Annotated in this window: 25 protein-coding genes; 19 read left to right on the forward strand and 6 right to left on the reverse strand. The window is 68.7% G+C overall.

Annotated features, from left to right (window positions below; all coding sequences use genetic code 11):
• Nucleotides 1-61: 61 nt before the first annotated feature.
• The 17 genes from ACZ6O0_RS41320 to ACZ6O0_RS41400 all read left to right on the forward strand — a co-directional run bounded on the left by ACZ6O0_RS41320 (nucleotide 62) and on the right by ACZ6O0_RS41400 (nucleotide 18726).
• Nucleotides 62-760 carry a demethylmenaquinone methyltransferase gene (locus ACZ6O0_RS41320; protein WP_465770552.1) on the forward strand — a complete coding sequence of 233 codons (699 nt, stop codon included), beginning with the start codon at nucleotides 62-64 and terminating at the stop codon, nucleotides 758-760.
• Nucleotides 761-910: 150 nt separating this feature from the next.
• A complete protein-coding gene (locus ACZ6O0_RS41325; protein ID WP_465770553.1) occupies nucleotides 911-2224 on the forward strand; it encodes a geranylgeranyl reductase family protein in 1314 nt (437 codons plus the stop codon).
• Nucleotides 2225-2332: 108 nt separating this feature from the next.
• Nucleotides 2333-2692, forward strand: a complete 360-nt coding sequence (locus ACZ6O0_RS41330) for an NADH-quinone oxidoreductase subunit A (RefSeq protein WP_465770554.1) — start codon at nucleotides 2333-2335, stop codon at nucleotides 2690-2692.
• A gap of 3 nt (nucleotides 2693-2695) precedes the next feature.
• Nucleotides 2696-3250: a NuoB/complex I 20 kDa subunit family protein gene (locus tag ACZ6O0_RS41335; protein WP_465770555.1), complete on the forward strand. Its 555-nt coding sequence runs from the start codon at nucleotides 2696-2698 to the stop codon at nucleotides 3248-3250.
• On the forward strand, nucleotides 3247-3954 hold the full coding sequence (locus ACZ6O0_RS41340; RefSeq protein ID WP_465770556.1) for an NADH-quinone oxidoreductase subunit C: 708 nt from the start codon (nucleotides 3247-3249) through the stop codon (nucleotides 3952-3954). Before ACZ6O0_RS41335 ends, ACZ6O0_RS41340 begins: the two co-directional genes overlap by 4 nt.
• On the forward strand, nucleotides 3954-5291 hold the full coding sequence (locus tag ACZ6O0_RS41345) for an NADH-quinone oxidoreductase subunit D (RefSeq protein WP_465770557.1): 1338 nt from the start codon (nucleotides 3954-3956) through the stop codon (nucleotides 5289-5291). The genes ACZ6O0_RS41340 and ACZ6O0_RS41345 overlap by 1 nt, the downstream gene beginning before the upstream one ends.
• Nucleotides 5292-6023: an NADH-quinone oxidoreductase subunit NuoE gene (nuoE, locus tag ACZ6O0_RS41350; protein WP_465770558.1), complete on the forward strand. Its 732-nt coding sequence runs from the start codon at nucleotides 5292-5294 to the stop codon at nucleotides 6021-6023. It begins immediately after the preceding gene.
• 2 nt (nucleotides 6024-6025) lie between these two features.
• Nucleotides 6026-7327 (forward strand): NADH-quinone oxidoreductase subunit NuoF, encoded by a 1302-nt coding sequence (gene nuoF, locus ACZ6O0_RS41355; RefSeq protein WP_465770559.1) that lies wholly within the window; start codon nucleotides 6026-6028, stop codon nucleotides 7325-7327.
• Nucleotides 7324-9756 (forward strand): NADH-quinone oxidoreductase subunit G, encoded by a 2433-nt coding sequence (locus ACZ6O0_RS41360; RefSeq protein ID WP_465770560.1) that lies wholly within the window; start codon nucleotides 7324-7326, stop codon nucleotides 9754-9756. The genes nuoF and ACZ6O0_RS41360 overlap by 4 nt, the downstream gene beginning before the upstream one ends.
• On the forward strand, nucleotides 9753-11066 hold the full coding sequence (gene nuoH / locus ACZ6O0_RS41365) for an NADH-quinone oxidoreductase subunit NuoH (RefSeq protein ID WP_465770562.1): 1314 nt from the start codon (nucleotides 9753-9755) through the stop codon (nucleotides 11064-11066). The genes ACZ6O0_RS41360 and nuoH overlap by 4 nt, the downstream gene beginning before the upstream one ends.
• Entirely contained in the window at nucleotides 11050-11616 is a 567-nt protein-coding gene (gene nuoI / locus ACZ6O0_RS41370) for an NADH-quinone oxidoreductase subunit NuoI (protein WP_465770563.1), read from the forward strand. The genes nuoH and nuoI overlap by 17 nt, the downstream gene beginning before the upstream one ends.
• Complete coding sequence (locus ACZ6O0_RS41375; protein WP_465770592.1) at nucleotides 11616-12422, forward strand: NADH-quinone oxidoreductase subunit J; 807 nt, start codon at nucleotides 11616-11618, stop codon at nucleotides 12420-12422. Before nuoI ends, ACZ6O0_RS41375 begins: the two co-directional genes overlap by 1 nt.
• Entirely contained in the window at nucleotides 12419-12718 is a 300-nt protein-coding gene (nuoK, locus tag ACZ6O0_RS41380; RefSeq protein ID WP_130384807.1) for an NADH-quinone oxidoreductase subunit NuoK, read from the forward strand. Before ACZ6O0_RS41375 ends, nuoK begins: the two co-directional genes overlap by 4 nt.
• A gap of 11 nt (nucleotides 12719-12729) precedes the next feature.
• On the forward strand, nucleotides 12730-14601 hold the full coding sequence (nuoL, locus tag ACZ6O0_RS41385; RefSeq protein WP_465770564.1) for an NADH-quinone oxidoreductase subunit L: 1872 nt from the start codon (nucleotides 12730-12732) through the stop codon (nucleotides 14599-14601).
• Nucleotides 14598-16121: an NADH-quinone oxidoreductase subunit M gene (locus tag ACZ6O0_RS41390; RefSeq protein ID WP_465770565.1), complete on the forward strand. Its 1524-nt coding sequence runs from the start codon at nucleotides 14598-14600 to the stop codon at nucleotides 16119-16121. Before nuoL ends, ACZ6O0_RS41390 begins: the two co-directional genes overlap by 4 nt.
• The gene (gene nuoN / locus ACZ6O0_RS41395) at nucleotides 16121-17707 is read left to right on the forward strand and encodes an NADH-quinone oxidoreductase subunit NuoN (RefSeq protein WP_465770593.1); all 1587 of its coding nucleotides are present in this window, start codon (nucleotides 16121-16123) and stop codon (nucleotides 17705-17707) included. Before ACZ6O0_RS41390 ends, nuoN begins: the two co-directional genes overlap by 1 nt.
• Nucleotides 17708-17733: 26 nt before the next feature.
• Nucleotides 17734-18726 (forward strand): polyprenyl synthetase family protein, encoded by a 993-nt coding sequence (locus ACZ6O0_RS41400; RefSeq protein WP_465770594.1) that lies wholly within the window; start codon nucleotides 17734-17736, stop codon nucleotides 18724-18726.
• 49 nt (nucleotides 18727-18775) lie between these two features.
• Here ACZ6O0_RS41400 and ACZ6O0_RS41405 read toward each other — a convergent pair whose 3' ends face one another.
• The 3 genes from ACZ6O0_RS41405 to rarD form a co-directional block, all read right to left on the reverse strand.
• Entirely contained in the window at nucleotides 18776-19255 is a 480-nt protein-coding gene (locus tag ACZ6O0_RS41405; RefSeq protein WP_465770566.1) for a cupin domain-containing protein, read from the reverse strand.
• Nucleotides 19256-19294: 39 nt separating this feature from the next.
• Nucleotides 19295-19777, reverse strand: a complete 483-nt coding sequence (locus ACZ6O0_RS41410) for an RrF2 family transcriptional regulator (RefSeq protein ID WP_465770567.1) — start codon at nucleotides 19775-19777, stop codon at nucleotides 19295-19297.
• Between the two features lie 63 nt (nucleotides 19778-19840).
• Nucleotides 19841-20758, reverse strand: coding sequence for an EamA family transporter RarD (gene rarD / locus ACZ6O0_RS41415; protein WP_465770568.1), 918 nt, complete (start codon nucleotides 20756-20758; stop codon nucleotides 19841-19843).
• A gap of 108 nt (nucleotides 20759-20866) precedes the next feature.
• Between rarD and ACZ6O0_RS41420 the strand changes: the two genes are divergently transcribed.
• On the forward strand, nucleotides 20867-21619 hold the full coding sequence (locus ACZ6O0_RS41420) for a sugar phosphate isomerase/epimerase family protein (RefSeq protein WP_465770569.1): 753 nt from the start codon (nucleotides 20867-20869) through the stop codon (nucleotides 21617-21619).
• Nucleotides 21620-21652: 33 nt separating this feature from the next.
• Here ACZ6O0_RS41420 and ACZ6O0_RS41425 read toward each other — a convergent pair whose 3' ends face one another.
• Both ACZ6O0_RS41425 and ACZ6O0_RS41430 read right to left on the reverse strand, forming a co-directional pair.
• Nucleotides 21653-23071 carry a hypothetical protein gene (locus tag ACZ6O0_RS41425; RefSeq protein ID WP_465770570.1) on the reverse strand — a complete coding sequence of 473 codons (1419 nt, stop codon included), beginning with the start codon at nucleotides 23069-23071 and terminating at the stop codon, nucleotides 21653-21655.
• The gene (locus ACZ6O0_RS41430) at nucleotides 23068-23607 is read right to left on the reverse strand and encodes a SigE family RNA polymerase sigma factor (RefSeq protein WP_465770571.1); all 540 of its coding nucleotides are present in this window, start codon (nucleotides 23605-23607) and stop codon (nucleotides 23068-23070) included. The genes ACZ6O0_RS41425 and ACZ6O0_RS41430 overlap by 4 nt, the downstream gene beginning before the upstream one ends.
• A gap of 147 nt (nucleotides 23608-23754) precedes the next feature.
• Here ACZ6O0_RS41430 and ACZ6O0_RS41435 point away from each other — a divergent pair, with 147 nt between their 5' ends.
• Complete coding sequence (locus tag ACZ6O0_RS41435; protein WP_465770572.1) at nucleotides 23755-24513, forward strand: D-Ala-D-Ala carboxypeptidase family metallohydrolase; 759 nt, start codon at nucleotides 23755-23757, stop codon at nucleotides 24511-24513.
• Here the strand turns inward: ACZ6O0_RS41435 and ACZ6O0_RS41440 are convergent.
• On the reverse strand, nucleotides 24510-25757 hold the full coding sequence (locus ACZ6O0_RS41440) for a DUF445 domain-containing protein (protein WP_465770573.1): 1248 nt from the start codon (nucleotides 25755-25757) through the stop codon (nucleotides 24510-24512). The genes ACZ6O0_RS41435 and ACZ6O0_RS41440 overlap by 4 nt on opposite strands.
• Between the last annotated feature and the right edge of the window lie 26 nt (nucleotides 25758-25783).

Here is a 25783-nt window from a genome sequence, read left to right on the forward strand (position 1 = left end):
GTATGCCTGCCCGATGTCCAGCGAATTTCGGTGCCACTCAGGCCCGTGATCAACTAGACACGTGACCCGCGCAGATCTCACCAAAGAGCCGAACGCCGTGGCGGCCATGTTCGACAACGTGGCCGAGGGGTACGACCGGACCAACGCGGTGGCGACGATGGGTCTGGAGAAGCTGCACTGGCGGCCGGCGACGCTGGCCGAGATCGCGCCGCGGAAGGGGATGAAGATCCTCGACCTGGCGGCCGGGACCGGTGCGTCCAGCATCAAGCTGCGCGAGGCCGGCGCCGAGGTGGTGTCGTGCGACTTCTCGGTCGGCATGCTCCGGGTCGGCAAGCGCCGCTACCCCGAGCTCGACCTGATCGCCGGGGACGCGCTCAAGCTCCCGTTCGCCGACGACACCTTCGACGTGGTGACGATCTCGTGGGCCCTGCGGAACGTGAACGACGTCACCGTCGCGCTGCGCGAGATGCTCCGGGTGACCCGGCCCGGCGGGCGCCTCGTCGTACTGGAGAACTCGCACCCGACCTGGAAGCCGTTCCGGGTCGCGTACCTGGAGTACATGATGCGGGCGGTTCCCGTGGTCGCGAAGGCCGTCTCCACCAACCCCGAGGCCTACGAGTACCTGGCCGAGTCCGTCCGCGCCTGGCCCGCCCAGGAACCCCTGGCCCGCACCATCGAGTCCACCGGCTGGACCCGGGTCCAGTGGCGCAACCTCACCGGCGGCCTGGTAGCCATCCACCGAGCCGTCAAGCCGGCGTAATTACGCAAGGAATTCCGCGCATAAATTGCTTGTGGGCAAGGGGAACCGGGCCGGTTTCGTGTCCGAGTCAGGCAGTCCTAGACTGTCGGGTGACCAGACCTCGTGAATCGCTTCACGAGTGAACAAGCCCAACTTCCAGGCCAGGATGAGATGAGCCAGAGCGCGTCGGCAGGGCAGCAGGCCGAGACCGCGGATGTGATCGTCGTAGGCGCGGGGCCCGCAGGGTCCGCGGCGGCGTACCACCTGGCCAATGCCGGGCTCGACGTGTTGCTGCTGGAGAAGACCGCGTTCCCGCGGGAGAAGGTCTGCGGGGACGGGCTGACGCCGCGGGGGACCAAGCAGCTCATCAACATGGGGATCGACATCTCCGAAGAGGCCGGCTGGATCCGGAACTACGGGCTGCGGATCCAGGGCGCCGGGCACCAGTTGCAGCTGGACTGGCCGGATCTGGCCAGCCACCCGAACTACGGCCTGACCCGGAACCGGATGGACTTCGACGACATGCTCGCCCGGCAGGCCGTGAAGGCCGGGGCGCGGCTGCGGGAGCGGACCAACGTGTCCGGCCCGATCCTCGACGACAAGGGCTTCATCGTCGGTGTCACCGCGAAGCCGGTCGACGACAACGGCCGCCGCGCCGGTGCCGACCTCGAGTTCCGGGCGCCCCTGGTGATGGCGGCCGACGGCAACTCGTCCCGGCTCAGCATCGCGATGGGCCTGCACAAGCGCGACGACCGCCCGATGGGTGTCGCCGTCCGGACGTACTTCACCAGCCCGCGCACCGACGACGACTACCTCGAGTCGTGGCTCGAGCTGTGGGCCGACGACCCGAAGCAGCCGGGCCAGAAGGTGCTGCTGCCGGGGTACGGCTGGATCTTCGGGATGGGTGACGGCACCGTCAACGTCGGCCTCGGCATCCTGAACACCTCCGACGCGTTCGGCAAGGTCGACTACGCCGACCTGCTGAAGCAGTGGCTGAAGAACACGCCGGCGGAGTGGCAGTTCCGCGACGAGTTCCAGACCATCCCGATCCGCGGGGCCGCGCTGCCGATGGGCTTCAACCGGCAGCCGCACTACACCCGCGGACTCATGCTGCTGGGTGATGCCGGCGGCATGGTCAACCCGTTCAATGGCGAAGGCATCCCGTACGCGATGGAGTCCGGGGCGTTCGCCGCCGAAGTCGCCGCCCAGGCACTGCGCCGGCAACCCAACCAGCGGGAGCGCGCGTTGACGGCGTACCCGAAGGCGCTGAAGCAGGAGTACGGCGGTTACTACACGCTCGGCCGGATCTTCGTGAAGCTGATCGGAAATCCGGAGGTGATGCGGCTGTGCACGAAGTACGGTCTGCCGCGCACCACGCTGATGAAGTTCACCTTGAAGTTGCTGGCCAACCTCACCGACCCGCGTGACGGGGACGTGATGGACAAGATCATCAACGGCCTCACGAAACTCGCACCGGCGGCCTGACCGGCGGGGCGAGTGAGCTGAGCCACAGCGGTACTGATAACACAGTGCTGTTCCGAAACAGACAGAAACAGACAGACCACCGGCTGAAGGAGAGGGAGCTCGAGACCGATGCACCCTTACGTACCGATTCTCGCCCTTGGTGTGCTCGCGGCGCTCTTCGTGGCGGGCAGCATCACAGTGAGCGCGCTGGTCGGCCCGAAGCGCTACAACCGGGCCAAGCTCGACTCGTACGAGTGCGGGATCGAGCCGACCCCGCAGCCGGTCGGCGGTGGCCGCTTCCCGGTGAAGTACTACATCACCGCGATGCTGTTCATCGTGTTCGACATCGAGATCATCTTCCTCTACCCGTGGGCGGTGGCCTTCGACCAGATGGCGCTGTTCGGGCTGATCGAGATGGTCATTTTTATCGTCACCGTCTTCATCGCGTACGCCTACGTGTGGCGTCGCGGTGGACTGGAGTGGGACTGAATCATGGGTCTTGAGGAACAGCTTCCCGCCGGCGTCTTGCTGACCACCGTCGAAGGCGTGCTCGGCTACATGCGCAAGGCATCGTTGTGGCCGGCAACCTTCGGCCTGGCCTGCTGCGCGATCGAGATGATGACCACCGGGGCGCCGCGGTACGACGCCGCCCGGTTCGGCATGGAGGTCTTCCGGGCCTCGCCGCGGCAGGCCGACCTGATGATCGTGGCCGGCCGGGTGAGCCAGAAGATGGCTCCGGTGCTGCGCCAGATCTACGACCAGATGCCGAACCCGAAGTGGGTGCTGGCGATGGGTGTCTGCGCGTCCTCCGGCGGCATGTTCAACAACTACGCGGTCGTCCAGGGCGTGGACCACGTCGTCCCGGTCGACATGTACCTGCCCGGCTGCCCGCCGCGGCCGGAGATGCTGCTGGACGCGTTCCTGAAGATCCACGACCAGATCCAGCACAGCAAGCTCGGCGCCCACAAGAAGGCGCTGCAGGCCGAGCAGGAGGCCGCGGCCCTGACCGCCGCGCCCACGATCGAGATGAAGGGTCTTCTCCGGTGAGCGACACGCAACCCGAGAACCTGCCGGCGACTTCGGCGCCCGGGGACGCTCAGACCCCGTCGGCGGAGGTCGTCGACCAGCGGGAGGGCATGTTCGGTGTCCGCGGCACCGGTGACACCTCCGGCTTCGGCGGCCTGCGCCGTCAGGTCGCCCTGCCCGGTGGTACGCCGAAGCCGTACGGCTCCTGGTTCGACGGCGCGACCGACCGGCTCGAGGGCCTGGCCGCCGACGGCGCGCTCGAGAAGGTCGTGGTCGACCGCAACGAGCTGACCCTGCACATCGCCCGGGAGCACCTGGTCGAGGTCTGCCGGCACCTGCGCGACGACGAGTCGCTGCGGTTCGAGTTCTGCTCCGGCGTCAGCGGGGTGCACTACCCGAACGAGACCGGCCGGGAGTTGCACGCCGTCTACCACCTGCTGTCGATCACGCACAACCGGCGGATCCGGCTCGAGGTCTCGGCGCCGGACGCCGACCCGCACATCCCGTCGATCGTCTCGATCTACCCGGCCAACGACTGGCACGAGCGGGAGACCTGGGACTTCTTCGGCATCGTCTTCGACGGACATCCGGCGCTGACCCGGATCCAGATGCCCGACGACTGGCCGGGTCACCCGCAACGCAAGGACTACCCGCTCGGCGGTATCGACGTCGAGTACAAGGGCGCTGTCATCCCACCGCCCGACACGCGGAGGTCGTACAACTGATGACCACTACAGATCCGTACGCGACGACCCGGGACACCACCGAGGGCAAGGTCTTCTCCGTCACCGGACAGGACTGGGACTCGGTGGTCGCCGGTCTCGGCGAGGAGCCGGAAGAGCGCGTCGTCGTCAACATGGGCCCGCAGCACCCGTCCACCCACGGCGTGCTCCGGCTGATCCTCGAGCTCGACGGCGAGACGGTGACCGAGGCCCGCTGCGGCATCGGCTACCTGCACACCGGTATCGAGAAGAACATGGAGTTCCGCTCCTGGACGCAGGGCGTCACGTTCTGCACCCGGATGGACTACCTGTCGCCGTTCTACAACGAGACGGCGTACTGCCTGGCGGTCGAGAAGCTGCTCGGGATCGAGGACCAGATCCCGGAGAAGGCCAACGTGATGCGGGTGCTCCTGATGGAGCTCAACCGGATCAGCAGCCACCTGGTCTGCATCGCCACCGGCGGTATGGAGATCGGCGCGCTGACCGTCATGACGATCGGCTTCCGTGAGCGCGAGATGACGCTCGACCTGTTCGAGCTGATCACCGGCCTGCGGATGAACCACGCGTTCATCCGGCCGGGCGGCGTCGCACAGGACCTGCCCCCGGGTGCGCTGGACAAGATCCGCGAGTACATCACCTGGATGAACAAGCACCTGCCGGAGTACGCCGACCTCTGCAACGCCAACCCGATCTTCAAGGCGCGGCTGCAGAACGTCGGCTACCTCGATCTGGCCGGCTGCATGGCGCTGGGCATCTCCGGCCCGCCGCTGCGCTCGACCGGATACGCGATGGATCTGCGCAAGTCCCAGCCCTACTGCGGGTACGAGACGTACGACTTCGACGTACCGACCTGGGACTCCTCGGACTCCTACGGGCGGTTCCGGGTCCGGCTGCAGGAGATGCACGAGTCCCTGAAGATCGTCGAGCAGTGCGCCGACCGGCTGGAGAAGATGGACGGCCAGCCGGTGATGGTGGCCGACAAGAAGATCGGCTGGCCGAGCCAGCTGGCCGTCGGCTCCGACGGGATGGGCAACTCCCTCGACCACATCAAGCACATCATGGGCGAGTCGATGGAAGCGCTGATCCATCACTTCAAGCTGGTCACCGAGGGCTTCCGGGTGCCGGCCGGCCAGGCCTACGTGGCGCTGGAGTCGCCGCGCGGCGAGCTCGGCTGCCACCTGGTCTCCGACGGCGGCACCAAGCCGTACCGGGCGCACTTCCGTGACCCGTCCTTCGCAAACCTGCAGGCGATGCCGATCATGTGCGAGGGCGCACAGGTCGCCGACGTGATCGTCGCCGTCGCCAGCCTTGACCCGGTGATGGGTGGAGTGGACCGATAGATGGCCGAGAACCACGCGACTGCGACCGACAAGCCGGTGCCGTACAGCACCGGTGACTCGAAGATCACCGACACCACGATCGCGGAGATGCGCGAGCTGGCCGCCCGGTACCCGGTCGGCCGGTCCGCGCTGCTGCCGATGCTGCACCTGGTGCAGTCGGTCGAGGGCCGGGTCACCCCGGAGGGCATCGAGGCGTGTGCCGAGGTGCTCGGGCTGACCGGTGCCGAGGTGTCCGCGGTGGCGACCTTCTACACGATGTACAAGCGCCGCCCGGTCGGCGACTACCACGTCGGGGTCTGCACCAACACCCTGTGCGCCGTGATGGGCGGCGACCTGATCTTCGAGCGGCTCAAGCAGCACCTCGACGTCGGCAACGACGAGACCACCGAGGACGGCAGGATCACCCTCGAGCACCTGGAGTGCAACGCCGCCTGCGACTACGCGCCGGTGATGATGGTGAACTGGGAGTTCTTCGACGACATGACGCCGGAGTCGGCGACCCAGCTGGTCGACGACCTGCGTGCGGGCAACGAGGTGAAGTCGCCGCGCGGTGCCACGATCTGCACCTGGCGCGAGGCCGAGCGGGTGCTGGCCGGCTTCCCCGACGGCCGGGCCGACGAGGGCCCGACCGGTGGCAAGGCGACGCTGGCCGGCCTCCGGCTCGCCCGCGAGCGCAACTGGACCGCGCCGGGGCAGCCGTCCCGGTCCGACCGGACCCAGAAGGAGGACTGACCATGCTGACCCCGGTACTGTCCGACAACTGGGACCAGATCCGTTCCTGGCAGCTCTCGTCGTACCAGCGTTCCGGCGGGTACGACGCGCTCCGGACGGCGCTGCAGATGCAGCCGGCCGACGTGGTCGCCGCCGTCAAGGACTCCGGTCTGCGCGGCCGTGGTGGCGCGGGCTTCCCGACCGGGATGAAGTGGTCGTTCATCCCGCAGGACAACCCGAAGCCGAAGTACCTGGTGGTGAACGCGGACGAGTCCGAGCCCGGCACCTGCAAGGACATCCCGCTGATGCTCGCCTCGCCGCACACGCTGGTCGAGGGTGTCATCATCGCGTCCTACGCGATCCGCGCGAGTGCCGCGTTCATCTACGTCCGCGGTGAGGTCCTGCACGTGGTCCGCCGGCTGCAGCAGGCGGTCGCCGAGGCCAAGGAGGCCGGGTTCATCGGGCAGAACATCCTCGGCAGCGGCTACGACCTGGACGTGATCGTGCACGCCGGTGCCGGCGCCTACATCTGCGGCGAGGAGACGGCGCTGCTGGACTCGCTGGAAGGACGTCGTGGTCAACCTCGGCTGCGTCCTCCGTTCCCGGCGGTGGCGGGTCTGTACGGCTCGCCCACTGTCATCAACAACGTCGAGTCGATCGCGTCGGTTCCCGTCATCATCAAGAACGGCGCGGACTGGTTCTCCTCGATGGGCACCGAGAAGTCCAAGGGCATGACGCTGTACTCGCTGTCCGGGCACGTCACCCGCCCGGGGCAGTACGAGGCCCCGATGGGCATCACGCTGCGGCAGCTGATCGACCTGGCCGGCGGTGTCCGGGCGGGCCACGAGCTGAAGTTCTGGACGCCGGGTGGTTCGTCCACGCCGCTGCTGACCGCCGAGCATCTCGACGTCCCGCTGGACTACGAGGGCGTCGGCTCGGTCGGCTCGATGCTGGGCACCAAGGCACTGCAGATCTTCGACGACACCACCTGCGTGGTGCGCGCCGTGCTGCGGTGGACCGAGTTCTACAAGCACGAGTCCTGTGGCAAGTGCACCCCGTGCCGCGAGGGCACGTGGTGGCTGGTGCAGATCCTTGAGCGGCTGGAGCACGGCAAGGGCACCGAGGAGGACCTGGTCACTCTGCTCGACCTGTGCGAGAACATCACCGGCCGCTCGTTCTGCGCGCTGGCCGACGGCGCGACCGCGCCGATCACCAGCTCGATCCAGCACTTCAAGGACGAGTACCTGGCGCACTTCGAGAACGGCGGCTGCCCGTTCGACCCGATGGCAAGCACTGTCTTCGCTACCGCTGGAGCAAGCGCATGACGATCCAAGCGAACCCGCCGGCCGGGTCGGAGGTGGCGCGCACCGACCTGGTGACGGTCACCATCGACGACATCGAGGTGAAGGTTCCCAAGAACACTCTGCTGATCCGGGCGGCGGAGCAGATCGGGATCCAGATCCCGCGGTTCTGCGACCACCCGCTGCTCGACCCGGTCGGCGCCTGCCGGCAGTGCCTGGTCGAGATCACCGACGCCGGGAACGGCCGGGGGATGCCCAAGCCGCAGGCCTCCTGCACGATCACCGTCGCCGACGGCATGGTGGTCCGGACCCAGGTGTCCTCGCCGGTGGCGGACAAGGCGCAGCACGGGAACATGGAGTTCCTGCTGATCAACCACCCGCTGGACTGCCCGGTCTGCGACAAGGGCGGCGAGTGCCCGCTGCAGAACCAGGCGATGACCAACGGTGGCGGCGAGAGCCGGTTCCACGAGATCAAGCGGACCTACCCCAAGCCGATCAACATCTCGGCCGAGGTGCTGCTGGACCGGGAGCGCTGCATCCTCTGCGCGCGCTGCACCCGGTTCTCCGAGCAGATCGCCGGTGACCCGTTCATCGCGCTGGTCGAGCGCGGTGCGCTGCAGCAGGTCGGCATCTACGAGAAGGAGCCGTTCGAGAGCTACTTCTCCGGCAACACGATCCAGATCTGCCCGGTCGGTGCGCTGACGAGTGCGGCGTACCGGTTCCGGTCCCGGCCGTTCGACCTGGTCTCGGTTCCGTCGGTGGCGGAGCACGACAGCTCCGGTGCCGCGATCCGGGTCGACTACCGGCGCGGCAAGGTGATGCGCCGGCTCGCCGGTGACGACCCGCAGGTCAACGAGGAGTGGATCTCCGACAAGGACCGGTTCGCGTTCAACTACGCGAGCACCGGTGACCGGCTGACCCACCCGCTGATCCGCGAGGACGGCGAGCTGCGGCCGGCGTCCTGGCCGGAGGCGCTGACCTTCGCGGCGGAGAAGCTGACCGCGGCCCGCGGCAACGCGGCCGTGCTGACCGGTGGCCGGCTGACCCTCGAGGACGCCTACGCGTACTCGAAGTTCGCCCGGGTCGCCCTCGGCACCAACGACATCGACTTCCGGGCTCGGCCGCACTCCGCGGAGGAGGCGGACTTCCTCGCCGCCGCGGTGGCCGGCACCGGTCTCGGTACGACGTTCGCCGACCTGGAGCAGGCCGGATCCGTGCTGCTCGCCGGGTTCGAGCCCGAGGAGGAAGCGCCGTCGGTGTTCCTCCGGCTCCGCAAGGGCGTCAAGACCCACGGGACCAAGGTCTTCACGCTCGCGGCGTACGGATCGCGCGGCGTCGAGAAGCTCAACGGTGTCGTCGTCCACACCTCGCCCGGCACGGAGGCCGCAGTACTGGCCGACCTCGGCAACGCGGGTGAGGCCGGAGCGGCTGCCCGCGCGGCGCTCGGCGCGGACTCGATCATCATCGTGGGCGAGCGGCTGGCGAGTGCCCCGGGTGGGTACTCGACCGCGCTGCGGCTGGCGCTCGACACGGGCGCGCAGCTGGCCTGGATCCCGCGGCGCGCGGGTGACCGCGGTGCGCTCGAGGCCGGGTGCCTGCCGACGCTGCTGCCCGGTGGCCGGCTGGTGTCCGACCCGCACGCGCGGGTCGACATGCAGGCCGCCTGGGGCGTGGACGGCCTGCCGGCGACCGTCGGCAAGGACCTGACCGAGATCGTCGCGACCGCGGGATCGCTGCGGGCGCTGGTGGTCGCGGGCGTCGAGATCGACGACCTGCCCGACCCGGCCGCGGCGCTGGCCGCGCTCGAGGCCGCGCCGTTCGTGGTCAGCTTCGAGGTCCGCAACTCGCAGGTGACCGAGCACGCCGACGTGATCTTCCCGGTGGTTCCGCCGGTGGAGAAGGACGGCACCTTCGTCAACTGGGAGGGTCGCGAGCGGCCGTTCCCGGTGGTGCTGAAGGTCCCGGCCGCGATGCCGGACGTCCGGGCGCTGGCCGCGCTGGCGCAGGAGATGGACCGCCCGCTCGGCTTCAGCACTCCGGCCGGGGCGAAGAAGGAGTTCGACGAGCTCGGCCGCTGGGACGGGGACCGCGCGCAGGAGCCGACGTACCAGGCCGGTCCGTCGCTCGGCGCGTTCGACTCCACCCGCCTGGCGACCTGGCGGATGCTGATCGACGAGAGCCGTGCGAACGACGGTGAGCCGCACCTGACCGCGACCGCGCGCAAGCCGGTCGCCCGGGTGTCGGTGACCACCGCGCGCCGGGTCGGTGTCGCCGCCGGGGACGAGCTGGTGGTGAGCACCGACGCCGGCTCGATCCGGCTGCCGGTGGTGGTCGTCACCCCGATGACCGACAACGTGGTCTGGCTGCCGGCCAACTCGGCCGACTCCCATGTCCGACGGTCCCTGCACGCAGACCATGGCTCGATCGTCACGATCGCCGGAGGGAACGCATGAGCCTCATCCCGCTCGCGGTGCCGGACGCCGGGGTCGGTCACGACCCCTGGTGGGTGATCCTCATCAAGGTGCTGTTCATCTTCGTCTTCCTGGTGGTGCTGACGCTCTTCAACATCTGGTGGGAGCGCCGGGTCGTGGCCCGGATGCAGCAGCGGATCGGCCCGAACGTGCACGGACCGCAGGGTCTGCTGCAGTCACTGGCCGACGGCGTCAAGCTGATGCTCAAGGAAGACCTGATGCCGAAGGGCGTCGACCGGCTCGTCTTCGTCCTGGCGCCGGCGATCGTCGCGATCCCGGCCTTCCTCACCTTCGCGGTGATCCCGTTCGGCCCGACGGTGAAGATCCCGTTCACCGACACCTACACCCGGCTCCAGCTCACCGACCTGCCGGTCTCGGTGCTGTACGTGATGGCGGTCGCCTCGATCGGCATCTACGGCATCGTGCTCGGTGGCTGGTCGTCGAACTCGACGTACTCGCTGCTCGGTGGTCTGCGGTCCAGCGCGCAGATGATCTCGTACGAGGTCGGCATGGGCCTGGCGCTGGTGACGGTGTTCCTGTTCGCCGGCTCGATGTCCACCTCGGAGATCGTCGCGGCGCAGTCGCACCAGACCGTGCACCTGTTCGGTGCGGCGATCCCGCTGCCCGGGTGGTACGCGTTCCTGCTCTTCCCGTCGTTCGTGATCTACGTGGTCTCGATGATCGGCGAGACGAACCGGGCGCCGTTCGACCTGCCGGAGGCCGAGGGCGAGCTGGTGGCCGGCTTCCTGACCGAGTACTCCTCGATCAAGTACGCGATGTTCTTCCTGGCCGAGTACATCAACATGGCCACCGTGTCGGCGCTCGCCACCACGCTGTTCCTGGGCGGCTGGCGGGCCCCGTGGCCGATCTCGATCTGGGACGGCGCGAACTCCGGCTACTGGCCGGTGCTGTGGTTCATGGGCAAGCTGATGGGCTTCATCTTCTTCTACATCTGGCTGCGCGGAACGCTGCCGCGACTGCGCTACGACCAGTTCATGAAGCTCGGGTGGAAGATCCTGATCCCGATCTCGCTGGCCTGGATCCTGCTGGTCGCGACCGTTCGCGCGGTCGGCCGGGAGACCACCTTCAGCCGCACCACCCTGCTGGTGGCCGCCGGTGTCGTGCTGCTGATCGCGGTCGTCAGCCTGTTCGTGCCGCAGAAGCCCAAGCCCGACCAGACCGAGGTCCCCGAGGGCGAGGACTTCGACGCCTTCGCCGGCGGCTTCCCGGTGCCACCACCGCAGGCCGTCCAGACTCCGAGCCGAAAAGAGGCGGATGTCAGCCGTGGCTGAGAAGAAGACAGTCAAAGAGTCCCTCTGGGATCCGGTAGCCGGGTTCGGGGTCACCTTCCGGACGATGTTCCGCAAGGTGTTCACCGAGCAGTACCCGTTCGAGAAGAAGCCGACCGCGCCCCGCTTCCACGGCCGGCACCAGCTGAACCGCTGGCCGGACGGTCTGGAGAAGTGCATCGGCTGTGAGCTGTGCGCGTGGGCCTGCCCCGCGGACGCGATCTACGTCGAGGGTGCGGACAACACCGACGGCGGCCGGTTCTCTCCTGGTGAGCGCTACGGTCGCGTCTACCAGATCAACTACCTGCGCTGCATCCTCTGCGGTCTGTGCATCGAGGCCTGCCCGACCCGGGCGCTCACGATGACCAACGAGTACGAGCTCGCCGACAGCACCCGTGCGTCCCTCATCTACGAGAAGAAGGACCTGCTGGCGCCGATGCTCCCGGGGATGCAGGAGCCGCCGCACGACATGCAGCTCGGCACCACCGAGAAGGACTACTACCTCGGTCTGACCGGTGCCGCCGTACCGGCTGAGAGTGGTGACGCCAAATGATGGTCCCCCTGGTCACCGGTGGGCAGTTCGCCTTCTGGTTGCTGGCGCCGGTGATGATCCTGGCCGCGATCGCGATGGTCCTGGTCCGGAAGGCGGTGCACTCGGCGCTGCTGCTCGCGACGGTGATGATCTGCCTCGCGGTGCAGTACGCCGCGCAGGAGGCGCCGTTCCTGTTCGCCGTCCAGATCATCGTCTACACCGGCGCGATCCTGATGCTGTTCCTGTTCGTGCTGATGCTGGTCGGCGTGGACGCGTCCGACTCCCTGGTCGAGACGATCCGCGGCCAGCGGCTGCTGGCCGGTATCGCGTTCCTCGGCTTCGGCGCCCTGCTGGTCGCCGCCGTCGGCAACGCGATCTACGGCAACCCGGTCGGGCTGGCCGACGCGCAGCCGGACGGGAACCCGAAGGGCATCGCGCAGCTGCTGTTCGGCAAGTACGTGTTCGCCTTCGAGGTCACCTCGGCGCTGCTGATCACCGCGGCGCTGGGCGCGATGATGCTGGCGCACCGCGAGCGGCTGACCAAGAAGCGGACGCAGCGCGACCACGCCGAGGAGCGGATCCGCAAGTACGCCGAGCACGGGATCCACCCGGGTCCGCTGCCGACTCCCGGCGTACTGGCGCGGCACAACGCCGTCGACACCCCGGCGCTGCTGCCCGACGGGTCGATCGCACCGACCTCGGTTTCGCGCGTGCTCCAGGCACGTGGCACCGTGTTCCCCGAAGCCGACGAGCGCTCGGACATCGAAGAGGTCCGCAAGCTCGACGCGGGCGACTCCGAAGACTCCGGTGAAGGAGAGAAGGCATGACGACCGAGCCGTACATCGTGCTCGCGGCGATCCTTTTCAGTATCGGTGCGTTGGGCGTGCTGGTACGCCGCAACGCGATCGTCGTCTTCATGTGTGTGGAGCTGATGCTGAACGCGACCAACCTCGCGTTCGTCAGCTTCGCCCGTCAGCACGGCAACCTCGACGGCCAGATCGCCGCCTTCTTCGTGATGGTGGTGGCCGCGGCCGAGGTCGTGATCGGGCTGGCGATCATCATGGCCATCTTCCGCACCCGTCGCTCGGCCTCGGTCGACGACGCCAACCTGCTCAAGTACTGAGGTAAGCACCGATGAGTCATGAGCTGACGTGGCTGCTGGTCGCGGTCCCGGCCGTGTCCGCGGCGATCCTGCTGCTGGGTGGCAAGGCCACCAACGCGTGGGGTCACCTGCTGGGGACGCTGGCACCGCTGATCTCCTTCGCCTTCGGCGTCGTCCTGTTCTTCCAGATGCAGGCCAAGGCCAGCGACCAGCGTGCCGAGACGATCAACCTGTTCGAGTGGTTCTCGGTCGGCAGCATCAAGGTGGAGTTCAGCCTGCTGATCGATCCGCTCTCGATCCTGTTCGTGCTGCTGATCACCGGTGTGGGATCGCTGATCCACATCTACTCGATCGGCTACATGGAGCACGACGCGCGGCGGCGCCGGTTCTTCGGCTACCTGAACCTGTTCATCGCGTCGATGCTGCTGCTGGTCCTCGCGGCCGATTACCTGCTGGTGTTCGTCGGCTGGGAGGGTGTCGGCCTGGCGTCGTACCTGCTGATCGGGTTCTGGCAGCACAAGAACTCGGCCGCGGTCGCCGCGAAGAAGGCGTTCGTGGTGAACCGGGTCGGTGACATCGGGCTGTCGCTCGCGGTGATGAGCATGTGGGCGCTGTTCGGCTCCTCGGCCTTCGCCACGGTGGACGCCGGCGCCGAGCACCTCTCGAGCACCTGGGCCACGCTGCTCGGCCTGATGCTGCTGCTGGCCGCCTGCGGCAAGTCCGCGCAGGTGCCGCTGCAGTCCTGGCTGCTGGACGCGATGGAGGGCCCGACCCCGGTGTCGGCCCTCATTCACGCGGCGACCATGGTCACCGCGGGCGTGTACCTGGTGGTCCGCTCGAACGCGATCTACGAGGTCACCGACACCGCGTCCACCGCGGTGGTGATCGTCGGGACGGTCACCGCGCTGGTCGGTGCGATCATCGGTTGCGCCAAGGACGACATCAAGAAGGCGCTGGCCGGTTCGACGATGAGCCAGATCGGCTACATGATGATTGCCGCGGGTCTCGGCCCGGTGGGTTACGCCTTCGCGATCTTCCACCTGCTCACGCACGGCTTCTTCAAGGCCAACATGTTCCTCGGCGCCGGCTCGGTCATGCACGGCATGAACGACGACGTGGACATGCGGCGGTACGGCGGCCTGGCGAAGTACATGAAGGTCACCTTCGTCACCTTCGCCTTCGGCTACCTGGCGATCCTGGGCATCCCGCCGTTCTCCGGCTTCTTCAGCAAGGACCACATCATCGAGGTCGCCTTCGCGGAGAACACCGTGGTCGGTCTGTGCGCGCTGCTCGGCGCCGGGATCACCGCGTTCTACATGACGCGGCTGATGATGATGACCTTCTTCGGCGAGAAGCGCTGGGAGAAGGACGTGCACCCGCACGAGTCGCCCAACGTGATGACCGGTCCGCTGATCATCCTGGCGATCCTCTCGCTGGTCGGCGGCGCGCTCTACTTCGTCGGCCACTGGATCGTCGACTGGCTGGAGCCGGTGACCGGCTTCGAGGAGGCCGAACCGGCGATCGGCGCGCTGGCGATGACGCTGATCATCCTCGCGGTGGTGATCGTCGGCGCCGCGATCGGAGTCGTGCTGTTCCGCCGGGACATCCCGCGCGAGGCGCCGGTCCGGGTCTCGCCGGTCACCACCTTCGCCCGCCGTGACCTGTACGGCGACGCGCTCAACGAGGCCGTCTTCATGCGCCCGGGGCAGTACCTCACCCGGACGCTGGTCTGGCTCGACAACCGCGGTGTGGACGGCCTGGTGAACGGGCTGGCCGCACTGTTCGGTGGGCTGTCCGGCCGGCTCCGCCGGTTCCAGACGGGCTTCGTCCGTTCCTACGCACTCAGCATGGTCTTCGGCGCCGCACTCGTGGTCGTCGCCCTCCTCGCGGTGAGGTTGTCGTGAACATCGGTTGGCTGACCCTGTTACTGCTCCTGCCGTTCGTGGGGGCGATAGCGACGATGCTGGTCCCCGGGGCGAAAGCCCTGCTGGCCAAGCAGGTCGCGCTCGGTTTCTCGCTCGTCACGCTGGTGCTGACCGCGATCGTCGCGATCGGCTACCAGCGCAACGGCCCCGAGGACTACGCCGAGACGTACACCTGGATCAAGGCCTTCGGCGCGCACTACGCGCTCGGCCTGGACGGTGTCGGCGTCGTCCTGGTGGTGCTGACCGCGCTGCTGACGCCGATCGTGCTGATCGCCTCCTGGAACGACGCGCAGAACGGCCGCTGGTCGGAGAAGTCCTTCTTCGCCTGGGTCCTCGGCCTGGAGGCCCTGTCGATCGGCGTGTTCAGCGCCACCGACGTGTTCCTCTTCTACGTGCTGTTCGAGGCCACGCTGATCCCGATGTACTTCCTGATCGGTGGCTTCGGCGGCCCGCAGCGCTCGTACGCCGCGGTGAAGTTCCTGCTCTACTCGCTGCTCGGCGGTCTGCTGATGCTGGCGTCGGTGGTCGGTCTGTACGTCGTCTCGGCCAAGCAGGGCGAGCCGTCGTACCTGCTGAGCGACATGATGAAGCTCGACATGAGCCAGAACACCGAGCGCTGGCTGTTCCTCGGTTTCATGTTCGCCTTTGCGGTGAAGGCGCCGATGGTGCCGTTCCACACCTGGCTGCCGGACGCCGCCGGCGAGGCGACGCCGGGAACGTCGGTCCTGCTGGTCGGCATCCTGGACAAGATCGGCACCTTCGGGATGATCCGGTACTGCCTGGGCCTGTTCCCGAACGCGTCCGAGTGGGCCACGCCGGTCGTCCTGGTGCTGGCACTGATCTCGGTCCTGTACGGCGCCCTGCTGGCGATCGGCCAGACCGACATCAAGCGCCTGATCGCGTACACCTCGATCTCGCACTTCGGCTTCATCGTGATGGGCGTCTTCGCGCTCACCTCGCAGGGCCTGACCGGATCGACGCTGTACATGTTCAACCACGGTCTCTCCACCGCCGCGCTGTTCCTCGTCGCCGGGTACCTGATCTCCCGGCGCGGGTCCGCGCGGATCGCCGACTACGGCGGGGTGGAGAAGGTGGCACCGGTGCTGGCCGGAACGTTCCTGTTCGCCGGCCTGTCCAGCCTGGCGCTGCCCGGCCTGTCGCCGTTCATCTCCGAGTTCATGGTGCTGGCCGGGACCTTCAGCCGGCACAAGACGATCGCGGTGATCGCGGTGCTCGGCATCGTGCTGGCCGCGCTGTACATCCTGCTGATGTACCAACGGACGATGACCGGACCGGTCCGGGACGGGATCGAGAAGCTCAAGGACCTGAACGGGCGTGAGATCCTCGCGATCGCTCCGCTGGTGGTCCTGATCGTCGGCCTCGGCATCTACCCGAAGCCGGTGGTCGACATCATCAAGCCCGCGGTCGACGCGACCATGCAGCGGGTGGGCGTGACCGACAAGGCTCCGCAGATCCCCGTGACGGAGGGACAGAAGTGATCGCGACGATTCTGCCGCTGGCGGACTTCACCGCGCCCAAGATCGAGTACAACGAGCTGGCTCCGCTGCTCGTCGTCTTCGGTGCGGCGTGTGTCGGCGTCCTGGTCGAGGCGTTCCTGCCCCGGCCGCTGCGGCACCTGGTGCAGCTGGCGATCGCCGTGGTCGCGCTGCTCGCCGCGGGGGTGCTGAGCGGCATCCTGATGGCCGACAAGAAGGAGCTGATCGCGGCCCAGGGTGAGATCTCGGTCGACGGACCGGCGCTGTTCACCTGGCTCCTCCTGCTGGCGCTGACGCTGATCAGCCTGCTGCTGTTCGCCGAACGGTCGGTCGACGGTGGACTGTCCGCGTTCGCCGGCCAGGCGGCCGCCGTACCGGGGTCCGAGGCCGAGCGTGAGGGTACGGCGGCCAAGGTCGAGCACACCGAGATCTTCCCGCTGACCCTGTTCGCGGTCTTCGGCATGATGCTGTTCGCGGCGTCGAACGACCTGCTGGTGCTGTTCGTCGCGCTCGAGGTGTTCTCGCTGCCGCTGTACCTGCTCTGCGGCCTGGCCCGCCGGCGCCGGCTGATCTCGCAGGAAGCCGCGATGAAGTACTTCCTGCTCGGTGCGTTCTCCTCGGCGTTCCTGCTGTTCGGGATCGCGCTGCTGTACGGGTTCGCCGGCACGATGTCGCTGGGCGGGATCTCGGACGCGCTGGCCACCCAGACCGGTGGCGACACGATCCTGCTGGCCGGCACCGGCCTGCTCGGGGTCGGGCTGCTGTTCAAGGTCGGCGCCGTACCGTTCCACTCGTGGACGCCGGACGTCTACCAGGGCGCGCCGACGCCGGTCACCGGGTTCATGGCGGCCTGCACCAAGATCGCCGCGTTCATCGGGCTGATGCGGGTCTTCTACGTCGCCCTCGGCGGGACTCGCTGGGACTGGGCGCCGATGATGTGGATCGTCGCGATCCTGACCATGGTGGTCGGCTCGGTCGTCGCGATCACCCAGACCGACGTGAAGCGGATGCTGGCGTACTCGTCGATCGCGCACGCGGGCTTCCTGCTGACCGCGTTCATCGGGCTCGCGCAGTCCGGCAACGGGATCACCACCGGCGTCACCTCGACCCAGGCGGTGCTGTTCTACCTGGTCACCTACGGCTTCCCGACCATTGGCGCGTTCGCCGTCGTCACGCTCGTGCGGGACGCCGGCGGCGAGGCGACCCACCTGTCCCGGTGGGCCGGGCTGGGCAAGAAGTCGCCGCTGCTGGCCGGCATCTTCGCGTTCTTCCTGCTGTCCTTCGCCGGCATCCCGCTGACCGCGGGCTTCACCGGCAAGTGGGCGGTCTTCAGCGCGGCCTGGAGCGGCGGCGCGTGGCCACTGGTCGTCGTCGCCGTCCTGTGCAGCCTGATCGCGGCGTTCTTCTACGTCCGCGTGATCGTGCTGATGTTCTTCTCCGACCTGCCGGCCGACGCGCCGGACGTGGCGCTGCCCGGCTGGCAGACCACCAGCGCGGTCGCACTCGGTCTCGCCGCCACGGTGGTGCTCGGCCTGGTCCCCGGACCGGTGCTCGACCTGGCGGCCCGAGCGGGTGAGTTCATCCGTTGAGTCCGACCCCGCTGCCGGCCGAGAGCCTGGGATTCGCGTTCGCCGACGAGGCGCTCGAATCCCGGGTTCGTGCTGGGCTGGAGACCGTCGAGCAGGCGCTGCACGACGCGACCGAGTCCGAGGCGCCGTTCGTCACCGCGGCGGCGCGGCACGTCATGGTTGCCGGCGGCAAGCGGTTCCGGCCGTTGCTGGTGCTGCTCGCGGCCGAGTTCGGGCCGGAGGCACTGGCCGACGACGTGGTGAAGGCGGCCGTGGTGGTCGAGCTCACCCACGTCGCGACCCTGCACCACGACGACGTGATGGACGAGGCCGCGCTCCGGCGGGGCTCGTCCACCGCGAACGCCCGCTGGGACAACTCGGTCGCCATCCTGGCCGGCGACTGGCTGTTCGCCCGGGCTTCCGACCTGGTCGCCGACCTCGGTCCGGAGGCGGTCCGGATCCAGGCCCGCACCTTCGGCCGGCTGGTCGAGGGCCAGATCCGCGAGACCCTCGGCGTCGGTGAGGGCCAGGACCCGCTGAAGCACTACCTGTCGGTGGTCGCCGACAAGACCGGCTCGCTGATCGCGACGTCCGCGCTCTTCGGTGCCCGGTACTCCGGAGCTTCCGACGAGATCCAGGAGTCGTTGCGGGCCTTCGGCGAGGAGATCGGTGTGGCCTTCCAGCTCGCCGACGACATCCTCGACATCGCCTCGGAGTCCGATCAGTCCGGCAAGACTCCCGGCACCGACCTGCGCGAAGGCGTCCCCACCCTGCCGGTGCTGATCTTCCGCGCCCAGGCCGACACGTCGGACCCCGTCGACGTACGCCTGCTCGAGCTGCTCGACTCGGACCTGTCCGACGACGCCCGCCTGGCCGAGACCCTCGACCTCCTCCGCGCTCACCCGGCGTTCCGGCAGGCCGAGGACGACGTACGCCGCCGCGCGTCCGACGCCCGCAAACTCCTCGCCACCCTCCCCGACGGCCCCGCCCGCCAGGCCCTCGACTCCCTCTGCGACCTGGTCGCCACCCGCTCGGTCTGAGAGGGATCCGAAAGCCCCTCGTGATGCGCTTGGGGCCTCTACGTCACCTTCAGGTGAGGCGGTTCTGCCAGGTGGGGCTTTCGACGTAGTGGTTGTCGTAGAGGTCGCTGGTCTTGGCGAGCTCGGCAGGGTTGGTGTCGCCTCGGTAGACGGACTCGAGGAGGCGGTAGTAGTCGAAGCGGGGCTTGGCGTGGGTGAGGACGAAGAGGACCTCGGTGGGCTCGTCGCCGGCGGCTTCGAAGGCGTGCGGGGTGTTCGGTGGGACGACGAGGAAGTCGCCCGGGTGCAGCGTGACGAGGTCGTCGCCGGTCAGGACGCGGAGGGTGCCCGTGAGGACGAAGAAGAGCTCGGACGCCTCGTGGTGCCGGTGCGGGGGAGCGCCCTCCTTGCCGGGCTGGAAGATCGAGCGGTGGCTGGTGAGGTGACCGCCGGTGTCGGGGACGTCGGCGAACAGCGTGACACCACTGGCGGACAGGACCTCGGCGTCCGCGGCGCGGACGAGAACGGGAGAGTTCTGGACATTGGACATCTTGAATCAGCTCCTAGGTCTGGATGGACGTGCGGGGTGTCAGGACTTGAGGTTGGCGAAGTGGGCGCGGGTGCCGTCCGGTGTCGCCGGGAACTGCTTCTCGACGCGGGCGGCGAGATCGGCGATCGTCGTACCGGCCAGTTCGCGGCGGTAGGTGAGCTCCGCGGCCCGCATCGCCTGTGAAACAAGGCAGATCTTGCGGTAGTCGGCCTTCTGGTCGGCGCCCGGGCCGGCCTTGAGGATCTCGGTGCACCGGAACGCGTCGTCGGCGCCGTCGATCGCGACGACGATGTCGAGCAGCGTGATGTTGCGCGGATCGCGGGCCAGCTGGAAGCCGCCCTTGGGCCCGGAGACCGACGACAGGATGCCGGCCCGGGTGAGCGCCTGCAGCTGCTTGTTGAGGTACGCCGTGGGAAGCTCGTAGAAGGCGGCGAGCCGCTTGGCGGTGACCGCCTCGCCGGGCAGCCAGGTGAGATTCACGCAGCTGTGCATCGCCCATTCGACGCCCTCGTTCATCTTCATAACCTGGATACTAAATGTCCTCAATAGCCGTGGTCAAGAGGTGAAAGTGTGTGGTGACAGCGATCAGACGGCGGAGGCGGTGAGTGCGGCGCGTTCGAGGGCGATCGTGCGGCGACGGCGGTTCATGCTGTCCCAGGTGAAGATCACCAGCGCGAGCCAGACCAGGCCGAACCCGGCCCACCGCATCGTCGACATCGCCTCGTGGAACACGAGCACCCCGACGCTGAACTGCATGATCGGCGCGATGTAGTTCAGCAGGCCCAGCGTCGTCATCGAGACCCGCGTCGCGGCCGCGCCGAAGAGCAGCAGCGGTACGGCGGTGATCGGCCCGGTCAGCAACACCAGCACCAGGTAGCCGGCCCCTTGGTGCGTGACGGTCGCGTCACCCTGCAGCCCGAGGACGACGATCGCCGCCAGCGCGAGCGGGACCACGGTGCCGGACTCGATCGCCATCCCCTCGATCGCCCCGGCGCCGGCCTGCTTCTTGGCCAGCCCGTACAGCCCGAACGAGAACGTCAGCGTGATCGCCACCCACGGCGGCCGCCCGTTCTCGATGGTCAGCCCGACGACCGCGACGAACGCGATCGCCAGCGCGGTCCACTGCGCCGGCCGCAGCCGCTCCTTCAGTACGACGACGCCGAGCAGCACCGTGAACAGCGGCGTGATGAAGTACCCCAGCGAGGTCTCCACCACCCGGCCGTGGTTCACGGCCCAGATGTACGTGCCCCAGTTCGCCGAGATCAGGAAGGCCGCCGCGATCAGCGGCCACCGCCGGCGCGGCTCCCGCAGGAGTTGCTTCACCTGGCCGAACTTCCGCAGTACGGCGACCAGGACCGCGATCGTCACCAGTGACCAGAGGACCCGGTGGGCGAGCAGCTCGATCGCGCCGGAGTGGTCCAGCAGCTTCCAGTACAGCGGGAAGAGGCCCCAGATCAGGTACGCGGTGAACCCGTAGGTGAATCCTCTTCGCTGTTCTGGCACCCCGTCAGACTAAGCCCGCGCGACAGTGGCATCCAACTACTTTGCTCATGACGTGAGACGGGCTGGTGCCATGCGGTTGGATAGAGAGGTGGATACGAGGAGGCACGCGTGGGTGTGAGGACCGGTCTGGTCTCGGTGACGTTCCGCCAGTTGCCGGCCGACGAGGTGGTGGAGGTGGCCGTGAAGGCCGGGCTCGAGGCGATCGAGTGGGGTGGTGACGTGCACGTCCCGCTGGGCAGTCTGGTCACCGCCAAGCGGGTGAAGGCGTTGTCCGAGGTCCACGGGTTGCAGATCGCGGCGTACGGCTCGTACCTGCGGGCCGGCAGCGTCGATCGCGAGGAGATGCGGTCCGCGGTCGCCACGGCGGTCGCGCTCGGCGCACCCCGGATCCGGGTCTGGGCCGGCAACGTCGGTACGGCGGAAGCCGGCGTCGGGGACCGGATGGCGGTGACCCGCGGGCTGGCCGAGCTGGCTGACGTGGCCGCCGCGTCGGGGATCGAGATCGCGCTGGAGTTCCACCGGAACACGCTCACCGACGAGGTCGACTCGACCATCACCCTGCTGCTCGACGTCGGCGCGCCGAACCTCAAGACCTACTGGCAGCCGCCGGTCGACCTCGACGACGCCCGGTGCCTCGAGCAACTCGAGGCCCTGATGCCGTGGCTCACCACTGTGCACGTCTTCTCCTGGTGGCCCTCCAACACCCGCCTCCCGCTCGCGGGACGGGCCTCCCTCTGGCGCCGGGTCCTCGACCGCCTCGCCGCCGAACCCCGCGAGATCAACGCCCTCCTCGAATTCGTCGCCGACGACTCCCCGGAGCAACTGGCCAAGGACGCCGCCGACCTGCACAGCTGGATCTAGTGTCCTGAGTCGCCGAACTTCCGACTCAGGACACTAGGCCGGCAAGTAGACCGCCAGGATCAGCGTGCCCTTGGTGGGTCTGCCCTGGGTCACGGTCAGCGTGGCCTGGCCGGCCGGCCCGGCCCCACGCCCGTCCCAGGCGATCCCCAAGGCGCCGCCGCTGCCCGGATCGGCGCCGAGCCCGCTGTCCTTGGTGCCGACGGTCAGGATCCCCTCGACCCGGCTCGAGGCACCGAGCGGCGAGGAGCCGTAGGCGATCAGGTGCGGCTGGTCCGCGGGGGTGCCGATCGAGACCTGTCCGGTCGGACCCGACGCCGTCTTCACGTCGGTGAGGCGGTACTCGTAGCCGGCGTACTCGGTCCGCTCCGGAAGTGAGACGCCGTCGACCACCCGCTGGGCGCCCTGGAAGTAGATGCCGAGCCCGAGCCGCGAACCCTCCGGGACCGCCGGCACGCTTGCCCGAGCCGGCACGATCCGGGCGACCGCGTCGACCCGCTGACCGGCTGGCGCCGGACTGGGCACCGTCAGGCTGCTGCGGGTCGCGGCATCCGTCGTACTCGCGTCACAGGTGGAGGTGTACGGCGGATGACTGCCGAGTTGCACGGACACCTGGTAGAGCACGGTGTCCGAGCCGCGGTTCGCCGTACAGAAGTTGTGCAGGACCAGGGGCGCGCCGGTCGCGGTGAAGCTGAAGCGGGTCTCGGTCGTGCCGACCGACGCGCCGGCCAGGGTGTCGCCGCCGACTTTCGCGCGGTAGGTGACTCCGTTCTCGGTGAAGTCGCCGGGCGCGGGTGGGACCACCCGGGTCGGGACGCCGGAATCCGGGTCGTGGTCGGGCAGTTGGGCGGAGTAGATGCCGATCGCGATCTGCCCGTTCTGGGCGCCCGGCTCCCGGGTCTCCAAGTCGATGATCTCGGCGCTGACCTCGACCGGCTTGCCGACGGGGGTGTCCAGCCAGAACGCGGCGTCCGGGGTCAGCAGGATCTCGTTCGACTTCCAGCCCTCTGGACCGTCGATACACCCGGCCTCGGTGACCCGCCAGTCGCCGATGTGGATCCGGACGCTCTTCATGCCGTTCCCTGCGGTGCAGGACGCGCTGATCGCGATCGAGTTCGTCGTCGGGGTCCAGGTGAACGAGGTCGTGTCCTGGCCGCGGCCGCCGATCCATGCCTTGAGCAACTTGTCGGAGCCGATCGTGCCGGGGACCGTCATCCCGTCCTTGGTGTAGTCCTGCGGCGTCTTGTCGGCCGGGTCCGGCGTACTGGTCCGCAGGGCGGGTACGACGCCGATCGCGAGGGCCGCGATCGCGGCGACGGCACCGAGGACGGTGGCGGCGCGGCGCCGGCGGGTGCGCCGGATCTTGGCGTGGACGCCCGGGAGCAGGTCGGTCGGACGGTCGTCGGCGGTGGCGGCCCGGGTGGTCAGCTCGTCGCGCAGGTTCTGGAGGTTCATCGCTGGGTCTCCCGGGCGGCGGGCGTGATGGCTGGGTCGAGGCGGAGCCTGGCGAGGCCCTTGGTGGTCTGGCTCTTCACGGTGCCGACGCTGGTGCCCATCAGGCGCGCGGTCTCGGCCTCGGTGAGGTCTTCGTAGAAGCGGAGCACCACGACGGCACGTTGACGGCGGGGGAGCCGGCCGATGGCGTCCCACAGGTCGAGGCGGTCCTCGCCGGGCGGCGTCACGGACTCCGGGAGTTCCTCGGTCGGGATCTCGCCGGTCCAGCGGCGGCGCCACCAGGAGGAGTACGTCGTGACGAGGATCCGGCGTACGTACGGCTCCGGGTTGTCCTCGCGGATCCGGGACCAGTGGAACCAGGCCTTCGTCAGCGCGGTCTGCACCAGGTCCTCGGCGAGCGCATGATCGCGGGTCAGCAGGTACGCCGTTCGCAGCAGAGCCCGCGACCGCGCCGCGACGAACGCGTCGAAGCTCTCCACGGTTCGCACTCGCACCCCCGTCTCGCGCGCAACCACGGCGCCGTTGTCGATGCTCACATCCTGCTCGACCGGCCGGGTCGCCCGAATGGTTGCCTCGCCCGTCGCCGGGCGTTGTCGGAAAGTTTCGCTGAGCACTGGCCAAACGGCGGATTGTGCCGGAATGCTGGTCCGGGACAGGTTCCTTCACCGCCCCGGAGGTGTCCGATGTCCATCACCAGACCCATGCTCAAGCCGTTGCCCCGGCTGCTCGCCGTCCTGCTGCTGTTCGCGGCGACGCTCACCACCAGTCAGGTCGTGACGACGATCGAAGCGCACGCGGACGGGTGTTACACCTGGGGCCGCACGCTCAGCCAGGGGATGACCGGCGAGGACGTGCGGCAGCTGCAGATCCGGGTCGCCGGGTATCCCGGGTACGGCGCTCACCTGGCCACCGACGGTGATTTCGGGCCGGCCACGAAGGCGGCGGTGCAGCGGTTCCAGTCGGCGTACGGGCTGGGCGCGGACGGGGTCGCCGGACCGGCCACGTTCACCAAGATCTACGCGCTGCAGGACGACGACTGCACGCCGATCCACTTCACGTACGCCGAGCTGGACGACGGCTGCGGCGGGTCAGGGTACGACGGCGGCCCGCTGTCCGAGGCGGCGACGAAGGCGAACGCGCTCCAGACCATGTGGCAGCTCGAGGCGATGCGGCACGCGCTCGGCGACCAGGCGCTCAACATCTCGAGTGGCTTCCGCAGCATCCCGTGCAACAACTCCGTCGGCGGCGCGAGCAACAGCCAGCACCTGTACGGGCGTTCCGCCGATCTGACCGGGGTCCACTCGTTCTGCACGCTCGCCAAGCAGGCCCGCAACCACGGCTTCGGCGGCATCTTCGGCCCCGGCTACCCCGGCCACGACGACCACACTCACGTCGACATCAGGACCTCGAACGCGTGGAGCGCGCCGAACTGCGGGATCTAGAGCAGCTGGCTGATCGTGTGGATGAGGAGTCCGACGAGGGCGCCGACGACGGTTCCGTTGATCCGGATGAACTGCAGGTCCCGGCCGACGTGCAGCTCGATCCGGGCGGAGGCCTCGCGGCCGTCCCAGCGCTCGATGGTGTCGGAGATGACCGAGACGATCTCGCTGCCGTAGGTGCGGACGACGTACCCGACGGCCTCGGCGGCGCGGTCGTCGACCTTCGACCGCAGTGACTCGTCGTTCTGGAGCCGTTTGCCCAGGTCCTGCAGGGCCGCCGTGGCGCGGACCTGCAGCGTGCTCGCCGGGTCGGCGATCGCGTCGATGAGCGCCGTGCGTACGGCGTCCCACACAGCGGTCAGGCTGGAACCCATGTCGGGATGGGTGAGCATCCGCGCCTTGAACGCCTCGAACCGGGCCATCATCTCGGGGTCGTGCTGCAGGTCGTCGGCGAGCTGGCCGAGCAGCCGGTCGACCGCCATCCGGGCCGGGTGCGACTGGTTGTCCCGTACGTCGCCCAGCCAGGCCAGCGCTTCCCGGTGGATCCGGTCGATCACCAGGCGGTCCACCCACTGCGGTGACCAGCGCGGCGCCCGCGGGCCGACCACGTCGGCGAGCAGGTCGCGGTTGTCGCGCAGCCAGTCGTACGCCTCGACCATGACCAGGTCGAACAGGGCGTGGTGGGCACCGTCCTCGACCACGCCCTGCAGGAAGTGCCCGGCAATCGGGCTCAGCGGCTCCTGCACGAACCGGGGCAGCAACGACCCGCGGACGAACGAGGTGACGTCGTCGTCGCCGAGCCTGGGCAGCGCCGCGCCGATCGTCCGGGCGCCCTCGGCCACGATCCGCTCGGCATGGGTACCGTCGGCCAGCCACTCACCGGCCCGGCGGCTCACCTCGGCGGTGCGCATCTTCTCCGCCACCACCTCCTCGGAGAGGAAGTTCTCGGTGACGAACTGCTCGAGGCTCTCGGCCAGGCTGTCCTTGCGGGTCGGCACGATCGCGGTGTGCGGGATCGGCAGCCCGAGCGGCCGCCGGAACAGCGCGGTGACCGCGAACCAGTCCGCCAGCGCACCGACCATCGCCGCCTCGGAGGCCGCGTTCAGATAGGCCCAGCCGCCGCTGCGATGCAAGGTGGCCACGTAGATCACGGCGGCCAGCACCAGCAGCGACAACGCCACCAGCCGCATCTGCCGCAGCCCACGCCGCCGGACCAGGTCAGCGGCGCCCAACGTCATTGTCGCCATACCCCGATCTAACCAAGTCGCCGGTG

The sequence above is a fragment of the Kribbella sp. NPDC048837 genome (genome assembly GCF_055586945.1).